Here is a 13,586-nt window from a genome sequence, read left to right as displayed (position 1 = left end):
ATGGACGAATATGTATATGTTGATGGAAAAAAATTAAAAAGGGGATTTACGACTGGGACCTGTGCAACAGCAGCAACAGTCGCAGCCTTGAACATGATTTTACAACAGGAAATCGAGGAGAAAGTTACTGTAAAAACGGCCTCAGGGGTTCAAGTCACTATGGATGTTCACAAGCCTTCCTTTGATGAACAATCGGCTACGGCGGCTATTCAAAAAGATGGAGGCGATGATGCCGATGCGACCCATGGATTATTGATTTTTTCAACAGTTACCTTATTACCTCATCAGACGGAAATTGAAATTGATGGAGGTGAGGGAGTCGGTCGGGTGACAGAAGTTGGTCTGGCCAATGCAGTCGGTATGGCAGCTATAAACCCAACTCCGCGAAGGATGATTGAGGAGCATGTTCGTGACTTGATAGGTCCAGATTGCGGGGCTAAGGTCTTGATATTTGTTCCTGGAGGTGAGGAAGTTGCCAAGGCGACTTATAATTCGCGGCTAGGCATTCTGGGAGGTATTTCCATTTTAGGTACCACAGGGATTGTCAACCCCATGTCTGAAGATAGTTGGAAAGCTGCTATTACAGTCGAGTTGTCCATGCTTTATAATAAGGGCTATCGTTCTGTTGTCCTATCGCCTGGAAAATATGGTGAAGCCTTTGGAATGGATGGTTTAGGCCTACCCAAAGAGCAAATTGTCAATATGAGCAATTTTGTGGGTCATGTTCTCAAAGAAGTTCAGAGAATTGGATTTACAAAGGTACTGATGGTTGGGCATATGGGCAAGTTAGTCAAGGTTGCATCGGGAACCATGTCTACGCATAGTAAGGATTCTGATGGACGTATTGATACCTTAATAGCTAATTTAGCCCTCATGGGTGCTCCTTTGGAAATGTTACAGAAGGTCAACGCTTGTTTGACAACAGACGCGGCAGCGACCATTATTAAAGAATATGGTTATGAAGGCATTTACCAAATTTTAGCAGATAAGATTAAGGCTAAGACAGAGCGGTTGCTCAAGTACCGTCAACCTGCGGTGACCATTGATGTTGTCTTATTTGGAACAGAGGATGGCTACCTAGCTTCAACCAAAAGCTTAGCGGAAATTCAGGAGGAATGGTCATGATAGATGTGATTGGCATTGGTCCAGGAAATCCGGTCTATTGCCTGGTTGGTCAATTGGACCGTTGTGAGCAGGCAGACTATATCTTGGGGAGTGAGCGCCATTTAGAAGTTCTTCCTGCTAGTCTTAGGGAGAAAGGGGTTATAGCCCCAAAAAAACTAATGGAATTAGAGGCTTTATTGGAAACATATCCCGTAGAAGCTTCTATTGTTTACTTGGTTTCAGGAGATCCCTTGATTTACGGTTTGGGCAAGTGGATGTCTGAAAAATTTCCTGGTCGTGTTAGGATATTGTCAGGGATTAGCTCCATGCAATACTTAGCTAGCAAGGTATGTTTGCCTATGAATGATGCTTATTTGACTAGTAGCCATGCTAAACTCCCAAACTTCGATTTGATCATGAGTTTGCCCAAGGTCTTCATGGTGACAGATGCCCATGTTGGTCCCTATCAAATTGCTCAGGAGGTCCTCAAAAGGGGACTTAAACGGAAGATCATTATCGGTGAACATCTGAGTTACGAAGATGAGGAAATCAGTATTCTAGCAGCGAAAGATGTTGTTGACCGTGATTATAAAATGAATGTGGTGGTAATTGTAGATGAAGGATACTGAATTTATTCGAACCAAGGTCCCTATGACCAAATCAGAGATTCGTGCCATTAGCATTGATAAACTAGATTTAACACATGCTAAACGGATGCTGGATGTGGGATCTGGGACTGGTAGCGTTACGATTCAAGCAGCTTGTAGCTATCCTCAATTAGAAGTGGTAGCTGTGGAGCAAAATCCTGATGCCTTGGCCCTAACAAGACAAAATATTGAAAAGTTTCAGTGCCAAAACATCACTCTGCATGAAGGGAAGGCACCGATTGAACTACAGGGTCCATTTGATGCCATTTTTGTCGGAGGGACTGGTGGAAACATGCAGGAAATTTTTGACTGGTGTCAGAAACTTCTCCTTCCAGGAGGCAGGTTGGTCTTGAATTTTATACTTTTGGAAAATGCCTTAGAGGCAGCCCAGATTGCTGAAACAATGGATTGGGAAGACCTAGAGCTCACCTCAGTACAGGTTGGCAACTGGACTGGTTTAGGAAAAGGTCATTATTTTAAACCACAGAATCCAACAATTGTGGTTTCTTGTCAAAAAGCTAAAAAGGAGTAGAGAGAATGTCGAAGGTACATTTTGTTGGTGCAGGTCCTGGTGATGTGGAACTGATTACCTTGAAGGGTTATAAGCAGTTATCACAGGCAGATGTTGTGATTTATGCAGGTTCCTTGGTCAATCCAGCCCTCTTGGATTACTGCAAGGAAGGTGCAGAAATTTATGACAGTGCTGGGATGCATTTGTTGGAAATTATTGATGTCATGGAGGCAGGGGTCAAGGCAGGCAAGGAGGTTGTCCGATTACAGACTGGCGACTTCTCTATTTACGGCTCTATCCGTGAACAGATTGAGGAGATGAAGAAGCGAGGGATTGCATTTGATTGTACCCCAGGTGTCAGTTCCTTCTTAGGAGCTGCTTCAAGTATTGGAACAGAATACACAGTACCTGAAGTTTCTCAAAGTGTTATCATTACCCGTATGGCAGGTCGGACACCTGTTCCGGAACGTGAATCTTTACGAAGCTATGCCCAGCATCGTACTTCAATGGCTATTTTCCTGTCTATTCAAGGCATTGAAAAAGTAGTGGAAGAATTGGTTCAAGGTGGCTATCCTACCACTACACCTGTTGCGGTCATCTATAAGGCGACTTGGCCAGAGGAGAAAAAGGTTTTTGGCACACTCGAAACGATTGCAGAGAAGGTCAAAGAAGCGGATATCAGTAAGACGGCTCTGATTCTGGTTGGTGATTTTCTAGGACAGGAGTTTTATTATTCAAAACTTTACCATGAAGAATTTGAACACGAGTATCGCCATGGGAAAAGTAGCCATGCCCAGTAAGGTTGCCCTTGTTGCCCTAACAGAAACTGGCAAAGAAACGGCTCTAAGGTTGAAAAGCAAGTGGGCACGTCCCTGTCATATCTATAGCCTAGCTAAATTGGCAGATAATCAGGTGACAGGTTTTGATAAGCGTCCTACTCAGGCAATAGCAGAGCTCTTTCAACAAGTGGACGTTCTGGTCTGTATCATGGCGACCGGAATTGTTGTCCGTGCCATTGCCCCTGTTGTTCAGGACAAAGCAGCAGACCCAGCCGTCATTGTCCTAGATGAAAATGCGACAAATGTCATTAGTCTACTAAGTGGTCATCTGGGTGGAGCAAATGAACTGACAAAGGAAATTGCAAGCCTTTTGGAAGCCAATCCAGTCATTACAACGGCAACGGATGTTCAAAATGTTGTTGCCCTGGATACCCTTGCCAAATCCGTCAATGGTTGGCGATCTGACCTACGCCCCTTGGTTAAGGAATTTAATGGCTTGTTAGCAAATCGGGAAAGGGTCTATTTTTACCAAGAAAAACCTTGGATAGAAGATGTGCGGGGCTTAAGCCTTCTTGAAGTCAATCAAGTGGAAGAAGTCCTAGCTGGAGATGCCCCTCTTATTCTCTTGCAGACAAAGGAAATGACCAGCAAACGTGAACATCTTGCTGTCATTTATCCTAAGCCCTATGTACTTGGAGTTGGGGCACGAAAAAATGTATCCTCTGAGATTTTTTATCGGAACTTTCAAGAATTTTGTCAGGAACAAGGAATTGAGCAAACCGAAATTGCGAGGATTGTCAGTATTGACGTCAAGAAGGATGAAGAGGCCATTTTGGATTTAGCAGAACAACTATCTTGCCCCTTTGATGTGTATAGCAAGGAGGACTTAGAGAAGGTTGCTGACAAGTATCCTTGTTCGGATTTCGTGAAAAAAACAGTTGGGGTAGGAAGTGTGGCACTTGCTAGTGCAGACCTTGCCAGCGATGGCCAGGTTCTAACAAATCGATTTGCAAAAGATGGGTGTACCTTTGCTTTAGGTAAAGTCCCTGTAAACTAATAGATATAAAGGAGAATGCTATGCTCTATGTGATTGGCTTAGGTCCAGGTAAAGAGGAACTAATGTCTGGAGAAGCCCTCAAGGCTATCGAGGATTGCGAAATTATTGTTGGTTATTCAACCTACATGCGTTTGATTTTGCATTTGGTAGAAGGTAAGGAATTAGTGGCGACAGGTATGCGGAAAGAAATTGAACGCTGCCAAAAAGCGATTGATTTGGCTTTGGAAACAGGTAAGAATGTCGGTGTGGTATCCAGTGGTGATGCAGGTGTCTACGGCATGGCTGGACTAATTCTAGAGCTGATTGGTGATGATTCTGACTTGGAAGTCAAGGTGATTCCAGGTATTACAGCTAGCTTGGGTGCTGCAGCAATTATGGGGGCTCCCTTGATGAATGACTTTTGTCATATCAGTCTCAGTGACTTGATGACCCCCATGCCTGTCATCGAAAAACGTCTTCATGCTGCAGCTCAGGGAGATTTCGTTATTTGCCTCTACAATCCACGTAGTAAGGGGCGCCCAGATCATTTGTCCAAGGCTCTTTCAATCATTGCAGAGTACAAATCACCAGATACCATTGTTGGTATCGGTAAGGACATCGGTCGAAAGAAAGAGGAGTATATCTTAACGACGATTAAAGATTTAGATGAGTCCTTGGTTGATATGACAACCATTGTCATCGTTGGAAACAAAGAAACCTATATTAAAAATGGCCGTATGGTTACACCTAGAGGATACACTCTATGATGAAATTACTTTTGGGAGGGACTTCGGACAGCACAGAAATTTTGGCTCTTCTAAATGATCTAGGTATCGAGGTAACAACATCGGTGGTGACAGACTATGGGAAACATCTGGCATCCAAATTTGGTCAACCTGTCATTCAAGGTCGATTGACTGCAGAGGATATGGTCCGCTTTGTCCAAGAACACCAAGTAGATGAAATCATTGATGCCACTCATCCCTTTGCTGATTTGGTTTCCAAGGAGGCGATGAGAGCAGCAGAGCTTGCTGGCATTTCTTACTTGCGGTATGAGCGGAAGGAAACGGGGGATTTGACGGGAGCCTTAGTGGTAAACTCTACAGAAGAAGCTATATCCCTGATAAAAGAAAAAGGTTACCCTACTGTTTATCTAGGAACTGGAAGTAAGACCTTGCCCCTCTTTGTTAAGGGTTTACCTGATGTGCGAATTGTGGCTCGTGTTCTTCCAACTTCTGAGGTTTTGCTGGCTTGCGAACGATTGGGTATGGTTGCGGATCAAATTGATGCTATTAAGGCACCCTTTTCCAAGGAATGCAACAAGGAACTGATTTTACGGTCCAAGGCTCAAGCCTTTGTGTCCAAAGAAAGTGGCAGTATTGGTGGTATTCGTGAGAAAATCACAGGTTGTCAAGAATTGGGTGTTGATTGCATTATCATCGCAAGGCCTAAGGTGGGTTATCCTAAGAAGGTGTCTTCCGTAGAAGAACTAAAAGAATATTTACAAATAGAAGCATTTCAAAACGAATGCCCAATAGTTTAACAGTGAAAGGAGTTAGAATGACAGGATTTGTAAGTTTGCTAGGTGCGGGACCTGGTGATATTGAATTGATAACGGTCAAGGGGGATAGAAGATTGCGAGAAGCAGATGTTTTGGTTTATGACCGTCTAGTCAATCAGGATTTGTTTTCCTATCTATCAGATAAGTGTCAGCTGATTGATGTTGGAAAGAAACCAGGAATGCCTTGCATTCGCCAGGAAGAAATTGAGAAGATTCTCATTGAGCAAGCTAGGGAAAACAAGCGTGTTGTCCGATTGAAAAGTGGAGATCCCTATATCTTCGGACGAGGTGGGGAAGAAGCGCAAGCCTTGGTAGAGGCTGGAATTCCTTTTGAAATAGTTCCAGGAGTGACATCAGCCATTGCAGGTGCCACTTATGCTGGAATCCCAATGACTTTTAGGGATAAGGCGACCAGCTTCCATGTCTTTACAGGTCATTTGCAGGATGAAATGGAAAGTCTAAACTGGGCAGCCATTAGTCAGCTCAAGGGAACCCTGGTCTTCTTAATGGGGATGAAAAATTTGTCAGTCATCACACGAGAACTTGTTAACAATGGTTTTTCTAAGAATACACCTGTAGCGATAGTAGAATGGGCAACCCATCCAAGCCAGCGCTCGATAGACGGAACCTTGTCTACCATTGAAGAACTGGCCCTGAAAGAAGATATGAAGGCACCTTCTATCATCGTAGTTGGGGATGTAGTTTCATTTAGAAAGGAATTGAATTTCTATGAAAATCTTCCTTTGCATGGTAAACGAATCTTTTTACAGGATTCAACAACCGGGAAATTGCCAGTCTACTTAAAAGATGATGGAGCGACCTTGGTTAAATTCCCAAGTCGTACACAGGTTAATAAGCTTTCCTTTGATTTGCCAGATTGGTCTAAAGTTGATGGAATGGTATTTACTGATACGCAGAGCTGGATTTTATTCTTATCTCGTTTGAGGGAGGATGGAATTGACTTACGCAGCCTTTCCCATATTCAGTTTGCAGCCATTGGTCACCATACGGCTAAGACATTGGAAGAAGCAGGGATTTTATTGGTAGCAAAAGGAACACAAAGTAAGGATCCTTCTATTAAGGACTTACTGGAAAAGACTGATGCTTCTTGGTATTTGGTGGCTCCAGAACACAAGCTGGCAGATTTGAGAAGCTTATATGACTACCCTGTTCTTGTCACCCATAGTCTTGCATTTGATAAGGAATTAAGACCTCAAGATTGGACCAATCTTGACTGTGTTTGCTTGCCAAATTCAGTTGCTGCGGCTAATTTTGTGACTCTTGTGGAAGAAACAGGATTAGACCTTCAAGAACTGCCAATTATCGTTATGGGAGAAACAACACGAGATAAACTGGTGGAAGCTGGCTATTCAAATATTGTTGAAACGGACCAGCCGACTATTTTGGCGATTCGAGACAAGTGCCGTGACATTCTGATAAAGGAGAATCTATGACAAAAGCTATTTTATTGGTGAGTTTTGGTACAACTCATCCAGAAACTAGACAAAAAACGATTGGTGCCTGTGAACAGGCCATCAAGGAGGCCTTTCCGCAGTATGCGGTTTATCAGGCTTATACTTCCACAGTCGTTTTGAGACGTATCAAGGAAAATGAGGGACTAGAGATTCCAACTGTTAAACAAGCTCTGGAACAAATGAAAGACGAAGGAATTCGGGAAGTTTACATTCAGCCATTACACATTATTGCGGGGTCTGAATTTGAAAAAATCTTGAATCAATCAAAAGAATTTCAATCTTATTTTGACATCATAAAAGTTGGTCAGCCCTTGCTCCACAGTGAAGATGACTATCAGCAAGTCAAGCAAGTTCTGATGGACCAGTACGGCCATTTTGGTGAAAAAGCAGCTACTGTTTTAATGGGCCATGGAAGCCAACACAATGCCTTTGTGGCCTATGCGGCATTAGATCATATGTTGACTGGTAGTCAGGTGCACATTGGTTGTGTGGAAAGCTATCCTCCTATTGAGCAGATTGAGGAGAAATTAAAATCTAAGGGAATCAAAGAAGTTCATTTGGCACCCTTCATGCTGGTAGCTGGTGAACATGCGACCAATGATATGGTGTCAGATGATGAAGATTCTTGGAATACCTATTTCAATCAACGGGGTTATCAAGTGATTCCACATTTGATTGGTCTAGGAGAGTATCCAGCCATTCAAGATATGTATATCCAACATCTACACAAAATCATTGACTAGGAGTAGCTTATGGCACGATTTTATGGAATTGGGATTGGTCCTGGTGATAGTGAGTTGGTAACAGTAAAAGCTAGTCGTATTCTTGGTGAGCTTGATATTCTCTATACTCCAGAAGCCAAAAAAGGAGCGAAAAGTTTAGCGCTTGAGATTGCTGGACCCTATCTAAGTGAAGAATTGATGATCAAGCAACGGCATTTTCCAATGGTAAGGGATAAGTCGCATAAAGAAGGGCAATGGCTGGATATCGCTGAAGAAATTGTTGCAGATGTCCAAGCAGGTAAGAATGTTGGTTTCATCACTCTTGGGGATCCAATGGTATTCAGTACCTATAGCTATCTATTAGACATTATCGGGCATCGTATTGAAACCAAGACCATACCGGGGATAACGTCATATAACAGTATTGCAGCTGAAGTCGGTTTACCCCTGGTCATGGATGAGGAATCATTTGCAGTTGTTCCAGCAACTGCGGGTGTCCAGCACTTGGAGGCTGTATTAAGGACACATGAAACTGTTGTTATTATGAAGGTGGCTAATCATCTTGCTGAAGTACTTCCCTTGTTAAAGCAGTTTGATTTGCTTGATAAAACGGTTCTTGTTAGTCGTTCTAGTACCGATCAACAAGAGATTCGACATGGGGTAGCAGATCTCTCTCCTGAAGAAAAGCTATCTTATTTCTCAACTATGTTAGTCAAAAAACATTAAAAAAATAAAGGAGAATAACATGAAAAAGTTATTGAATCTTTTAGCACTTGTTGCTTTGCTGACCCTAGTTACAGCTACACCAGTAGCAGCCATGCACATTATGGAAGGCTATTTACCTCCTGCTCATGCCCTGCTCTGGTTTGGAATATTTGCACCATTTTTCCTGTATGGTTTGTTCCAATTGAAAAAGTCGATCCAGAAAAATCCTGAAAGCAAGGTGGGATTGGCTCTATCAGGTGCCTTTGTCTTTATCCTTTCAGCCCTAAAAATTCCATCTGTAACAGGTTCAACATCTCATCCAACAGGTGTCGGCTTTGGTACAGCTATGTTTGGTCCGAGTGTCATGGTTGTTTTAGGAACGATCTGTTTGCTCTTCCAAGCTCTCTTCTTGGCCCATGGTGGTTTGACAACCTTGGGAGCAAATGGATTTTCAATGGCAGTCGTAGGCCCATTTGTTGGTTACTTTGTTTATAAATTAGCTCTTTCTATGAAAGTCAATCAGCGCGTGGCTATTTTCCTCTGTGCTTTTATAGCTGATTTAGCAACTTATTTAACTACTTCGCTACAATTATCATTGGCCTTTCCAGATGCACAAGCAGGTGTCTTTGGTGCTGCAATGAAATTTATGGGGGTCTTCATGGTTACACAAATCCCAATTGCCATCATTGAAGGTCTTTTGTCAGTAGTCCTGTATAACTTAGTTGTAGCCAATGCTAAAAAAGAAGAAGTGGGAGTGTTCTAAGATGAAAAAGCAAAATATTCTCTTATTGTTGACTTGTGTTCTGATTGCTGTTGGTGCCTTCTTCTTAGCGCCTAAAGACGCCGAGTTTGGGGGTTCGGATGGCGGTGCTGAAGTAGCCATTACAGAGGTTAATCCAGATTATGAACCATGGTTCGCTTCAATTTATGAACCAGCTAGTGGTGAGATTGAGAGCTTACTCTTCACTCTCCAAGGCAGCATTGGTGTGGGTATTATTACCTATGTATTGGGTTATCACAAGGGAAAGAAATATGTTAATCATTGATCAGTACGCCTACCAGAATCGATTGGTAGGGCTATCTCCCAAAGTAAAATTAGGGATTTACCTATTGTTGCTAGGAATTTCTTTTACAGGAATTCCTAGCCTGCAATGGGCTATTATAGTGGCCTTATTCCCAGTGACTTGTTACCTAGCAAAGTTACATTGGAAAACATATGCAAAATGGCTATTGTTAACCCTGCCTTTTGTTTTTATCAGTTTAGTAACCATGGCCGTGAGTTTTCAAGAATCTCCATCAAAGAATCTTATTCTAGCCTTACCTTTGTGGAAGGGCTATGCAGTTATCACTCGTGCTAGTCTAGATCAAACCATTGCTGTGTTTGTGAGAAGTTATGCTTGTTTGATGTCTACCTACTTTTTTGTTCTCACTGTACCATTTAGACAGTTGATTGACTTGTTAAGAAGTTTTCGCATTCCAAATGAATTATTAGAAGTTATTGTCTTTATGTATCGCTTTATCTTCATGTTTTTGGAAGAATTTCTTGTCATGCGAGATACACTTGATTTGAAATTTGGTTTTGGAACAGTCAAGCAGAGCTATCAAACTATGGGTTTGTTGGCTAGTCAATTATTTACTAGATTGATGAGAGCAAATCGACAGATCAATGATATGTTAGAATTTCGCTTTGATCCTTAGGAGGTTATCATGCTAAGTGTGGAGAATATCAGTTACACCTATAATCTAGACTTTGGAAAGGTCCTCGAAGATGTAACTATGGACTTTGATAAGGGGCAAATCGTCGGTGTTTTAGGAGCAAATGGCTCTGGTAAGTCTACCTTGATGAAGGTCATCATGGGCCTCTACCAACCACAAGATGGAAGGGTGTATTACCAACAGAAATCGCTTGTCTATTCTAAAAAAGCACTGTATGCCTATCGCCAAGAGGTCGGAATTGTTTTTCAAGACCCTGAACAACAGTTGTTTTACTCAGTGGTGGAAGATGATGTGGCCCTGGCCCTTCGTAACCTCTCCTATCCAGAGCCAGAAATAAAGGAGCGTGTGGATAAGGCGTTAAAAGATATGCATATCGAACATTTGCGAAATCGCCCTGTTCACTATTTGAGTTTTGGTCAGAAGAAAAAGGTGGCGATTGCAGGTGTTTTAGCCTTACAACCTAAGTATTTACTTCTGGATGAACCGACTGCAGGTTTAGATCCGCGTGGTCGGAATCATATGATGTTTCTGATGAAAAAATTGGCCAAGCAAGGAACAAAAATTATCTTGACCAGTCATGATATGGATTTGATGTATGATTGCTGCGACTACGTTTACCTACTTGATAAGGGGAAATTAGTCTTGGAAGGCGAAGTAGGCAGTGTCTTTTTAGAAGAGGAAATCTTAGAGAAGGCACGCTTATCTTTACCTTGGCTAGTAAAATTACATCTAGCAATGGGGCTCCCATTGGCAGAAAATGAACAGGAATTTTTTGAAAGGTTAGGAAAAGACTATGGCAAAATCATTGATGATTCAAGGAACAGCTTCGGATGCCGGTAAGAGTATTATCGTAGCAGGTTTGTGTCGTATTTTTAAGCAGGATGGCCTGCGGGTTGTGCCCTTCAAATCACAGAATATGGCCCTTAATTCTTATATCACCAAAACAGGTCAAGAAATGGGACGGGCCCAGGTCTTTCAAGCGGAGGCTGCTCAGGTTGAACCAGATGTTCGGATGAACCCTGTTCTTCTCAAACCGACCTCAGACCGAAAATCTCAGGTTGTTTTCATGGGCCAGGTCCTAACGGATATGGATGCGGTCGAGTACCACGAATTTAAGCAGGAGCTACTTCCCAAGATCAAAGAAGTTTATGAGGAACTGAGTGCTGAAAATGATATAATATTGCTTGAGGGGGCAGGTAGCCCAGCTGAAATCAATTTGAACGACCGAGATATTGTTAATATGGGTATGGCTAGATTGGTTGATGCACCGGTTATCTTGGTAGCGGATATTGATAAGGGTGGTGTCTTTGCTTCGATTTATGGGACAATCATGCTCATGCCAGAAGAAGATCGCCAACGAATCAAGGGAGTAATTATCAATAAATTCCGAGGTGACGTTGCCCTGCTTCAGTCAGGAATCGACATGATTGAGGACTTGACTAAGGTTCCTGTTTTGGGTGTGGTCCCCTATGCCCAGATCAACATTGATAGTGAAGATAGTGTTGCCCTAGTTCAAAAAAGCCGGAAATATAATCCTCAAAAAGACTTGGATATTGCCATTATCAATCTGAATAGGATGTCCAATTTTACAGATTTTAATAGTCTAGAAATGCAGCCTGACGTGTCTGTTCGCTATGTCAGACCAGGTGATGAGCTTGGTCACCCAGATCTCGTGATTTTACCAGGAAGTAAGAATACCATTGAAGATATGGTCTATTTGGTCGAGTCGGGCTTGGATAAAGAAATTCATCGTTGTTTCCAAGAAGGAAGTGCTATTTTTGGTATTTGTGGTGGCTACCAGTTACTTGGTCAACACTTGTCGGATCCCTTAGGGGTTGAGTCCAGCATTCAGGACATACCTGCTCTTGGGCTTTTAGACACAACCACTATCTTCCAAGCCAATAAGTGTACCACTCAGGTCCAAGCTCGACAAGGTGACTACTGCTTAGAAGGTTATGAAATCCATATGGGAGAAACCTGTTTGGCTGATGGTGTTCAAGCATTTTCAACTATTGTTTTGCAAAATGGAGAGGCGATGGAGCGTCAGGATGGAGCCATTGGACATGATGGTCAGGTTCAAGGGACCTATCTACATGGTATTTTCGACAATCTGGCATGGACCCGTGATTACCTAAATCAATTAAGAATTAGAAAAGGCTTGCCAGCTCTTGACCAGCAAGTAGAAGCCATTCAGACCATAAAGGATAGAGAGTACGATAAGTTAGCAACTATTTTGAGAGAATCCTTGGACATGGCAGCTATCTATGACATCTTAGCTTGACCGTTAGGAAGGGAAAATGTATGCGAATTTATACAGGATATGGAGATAGTGGGAAAACCCGCCTTTATGGTGGTGACCGAGTTTCCAAGACCCATGAGCGCGTGGAAGCTTACGGGACTATGGATGAGCTGTGTTCACTGCTAGGAAGAATAGTTGCGGAGATGAGGGAATACCCAGAATTGGACGATCTTCGACTGGAGTGCGAGCAAATCCAGCAGCAGCTCTTTGATTGTGGCAGTGACCTAGCTACACCAAGGGAATTGCGGCCCTACAAGCAGGAAGAAGCTACTGTAAATTGGCTGGAAGAACGTATGGATGCCTATATGCACCAGCCACCGCAGTTGGAAAAGTTCATCATACCAGGTGGGCATTTGATTGCTAGTTCTCTCCACATGGCAAGAACACTTACCAGAAGGCTTGAACGCCGCATGGTAGCTTTAATAGAAATCGAAGAGAAGGTGAATTCAGTCGGTATGGTCTATATCAACCGTTTATCAGACTACTTTTTTGTCCTAGCTCGCCTGGTTAATTTTAGACTAGGGGTAGCTGATACGGTCTATGAACGCAGCTCTAAGATTTTTCGAAGTCGGAAAAAGGAGGCATGACCATGTACCCAGTTATGATTAACATAAAGGGAAAAAAGGTAGTTGTGGTAGGCGGAGGCAAGGTTGCTTCCAGAAAAATCAAGGGCTTGCTAGATGAGGGTGCTTTGGTGACTGTTATCAGCCCAGACCTGCATTCAAGTATTGATGCTACACAAGTGACCTGGCTTGCTAGACCCTATCAAAAAGGAGATTTAGAGGGTGCAACATTAGCCTTTGCCTGTACCAGCCAAGCCAGTGTCAATCTGCAAGTGATGGAGGATGCCGATCCTAGTCAGCTGGTCAACAATACTGGTGACAAGAACTATTCAGATTTTTATAATGTAGCAATGGCCAAGGGAAAAAATTTTTCTGTCATGATTTCAACAAATGGTGCTTCTGCTGCCTATTCAAAAGCCATACGTCAGAAAATTGAAGCACTGTTAGAAGAGTTAGAATGAAAAAGGT

Annotated in this window: 17 protein-coding genes; all 17 read left to right on the top strand. The window is 42.6% G+C overall.

Annotated elements, in window-relative coordinates; genetic code table 11:
- From cbiD to PW252_RS06675, 17 genes are read left to right on the top strand one after another with little or no spacing between them, the layout of a single operon-like run.
- A complete protein-coding gene (gene cbiD / locus PW252_RS06755; RefSeq protein ID WP_105117748.1) occupies positions 1–1,125 on the top strand; it encodes a cobalt-precorrin-5B (C(1))-methyltransferase CbiD in 1,125 nt (374 codons plus the stop codon).
- Entirely contained in the window at positions 1,116–1,733 is a 618-nt protein-coding gene (locus tag PW252_RS06750) for a cobalt-precorrin-7 (C(5))-methyltransferase (RefSeq protein WP_105117749.1), read from the top strand. The genes cbiD and PW252_RS06750 overlap by 10 nt, the downstream gene beginning before the upstream one ends.
- Positions 1,720–2,283 carry a decarboxylating cobalt-precorrin-6B (C(15))-methyltransferase gene (locus tag PW252_RS06745; RefSeq protein ID WP_248050904.1) on the top strand — a complete coding sequence of 188 codons (564 nt, stop codon included), beginning with the start codon at positions 1,720–1,722 and terminating at the stop codon, positions 2,281–2,283. The genes PW252_RS06750 and PW252_RS06745 overlap by 14 nt, the downstream gene beginning before the upstream one ends.
- Before the next feature lie 5 nt (positions 2,284–2,288).
- Complete coding sequence (locus PW252_RS06740) at positions 2,289–3,062, top strand: cobalt-precorrin-4 methyltransferase (RefSeq protein ID WP_024380922.1); 774 nt, start codon at positions 2,289–2,291, stop codon at positions 3,060–3,062.
- The gene (locus PW252_RS06735) at positions 3,037–4,098 is read left to right on the top strand and encodes a cobalt-precorrin 5A hydrolase (protein ID WP_398582942.1); all 1,062 of its coding nucleotides are present in this window, start codon (positions 3,037–3,039) and stop codon (positions 4,096–4,098) included. The genes PW252_RS06740 and PW252_RS06735 overlap by 26 nt, the downstream gene beginning before the upstream one ends.
- Positions 4,099–4,118: 20 nt before the next feature.
- Positions 4,119–4,844 (top strand): precorrin-3B C(17)-methyltransferase, encoded by a 726-nt coding sequence (gene cobJ / locus PW252_RS06730; RefSeq protein ID WP_105106638.1) that lies wholly within the window; start codon positions 4,119–4,121, stop codon positions 4,842–4,844.
- Entirely contained in the window at positions 4,841–5,620 is a 780-nt protein-coding gene (gene cobK / locus PW252_RS06725) for a precorrin-6A reductase (protein ID WP_248050901.1), read from the top strand. Before cobJ ends, cobK begins: the two co-directional genes overlap by 4 nt.
- A 17-nt stretch (positions 5,621–5,637) precedes the next feature.
- On the top strand, positions 5,638–7,092 hold the full coding sequence (cobA, locus tag PW252_RS06720) for a uroporphyrinogen-III C-methyltransferase (RefSeq protein ID WP_248050899.1): 1,455 nt from the start codon (positions 5,638–5,640) through the stop codon (positions 7,090–7,092).
- On the top strand, positions 7,089–7,856 hold the full coding sequence (locus PW252_RS06715) for a sirohydrochlorin cobaltochelatase (RefSeq protein ID WP_248050897.1): 768 nt from the start codon (positions 7,089–7,091) through the stop codon (positions 7,854–7,856). Before cobA ends, PW252_RS06715 begins: the two co-directional genes overlap by 4 nt.
- A 9-nt stretch (positions 7,857–7,865) precedes the next feature.
- Positions 7,866–8,561, top strand: a complete 696-nt coding sequence (locus PW252_RS06710) for a cobalt-factor II C(20)-methyltransferase (RefSeq protein WP_172023160.1) — start codon at positions 7,866–7,868, stop codon at positions 8,559–8,561.
- A 19-nt stretch (positions 8,562–8,580) separates the two neighbouring features.
- On the top strand, positions 8,581–9,303 hold the full coding sequence (locus PW252_RS06705; protein WP_172023159.1) for an energy-coupling factor ABC transporter permease: 723 nt from the start codon (positions 8,581–8,583) through the stop codon (positions 9,301–9,303).
- Between the two features lies 1 nt (position 9,304).
- Positions 9,305–9,586 (top strand): energy-coupling factor ABC transporter substrate-binding protein, encoded by a 282-nt coding sequence (locus PW252_RS06700; protein ID WP_024380914.1) that lies wholly within the window; start codon positions 9,305–9,307, stop codon positions 9,584–9,586.
- Positions 9,573–10,238 carry a cobalt ECF transporter T component CbiQ gene (gene cbiQ / locus PW252_RS06695; protein WP_172042370.1) on the top strand — a complete coding sequence of 222 codons (666 nt, stop codon included), beginning with the start codon at positions 9,573–9,575 and terminating at the stop codon, positions 10,236–10,238. The genes PW252_RS06700 and cbiQ overlap by 14 nt, the downstream gene beginning before the upstream one ends.
- Positions 10,239–10,247: 9 nt before the next feature.
- Positions 10,248–11,096 (top strand): energy-coupling factor ABC transporter ATP-binding protein, encoded by an 849-nt coding sequence (locus PW252_RS06690; RefSeq protein ID WP_050573088.1) that lies wholly within the window; start codon positions 10,248–10,250, stop codon positions 11,094–11,096.
- Positions 11,050–12,537 carry a cobyric acid synthase gene (locus PW252_RS06685; RefSeq protein WP_248050894.1) on the top strand — a complete coding sequence of 496 codons (1,488 nt, stop codon included), beginning with the start codon at positions 11,050–11,052 and terminating at the stop codon, positions 12,535–12,537. The genes PW252_RS06690 and PW252_RS06685 overlap by 47 nt, the downstream gene beginning before the upstream one ends.
- Before the next feature lie 20 nt (positions 12,538–12,557).
- Complete coding sequence (locus PW252_RS06680) at positions 12,558–13,142, top strand: cob(I)yrinic acid a,c-diamide adenosyltransferase (protein ID WP_248050891.1); 585 nt, start codon at positions 12,558–12,560, stop codon at positions 13,140–13,142.
- 2 nt (positions 13,143–13,144) lie between these two features.
- Complete coding sequence (locus PW252_RS06675; RefSeq protein ID WP_316716861.1) at positions 13,145–13,579, top strand: precorrin-2 dehydrogenase/sirohydrochlorin ferrochelatase family protein; 435 nt, start codon at positions 13,145–13,147, stop codon at positions 13,577–13,579.
- Positions 13,580–13,586 lie beyond the last annotated feature (7 nt).

It is taken from the genome of Streptococcus sp. 29887, assembly GCF_032595075.1.
GTDB lineage: Bacteria > Bacillota > Bacilli > Lactobacillales > Streptococcaceae > Streptococcus > Streptococcus iners.
Note: the sequence above shows the minus strand (reverse complement) of the source record. Positions and strands in the feature narration are given on the sequence as shown.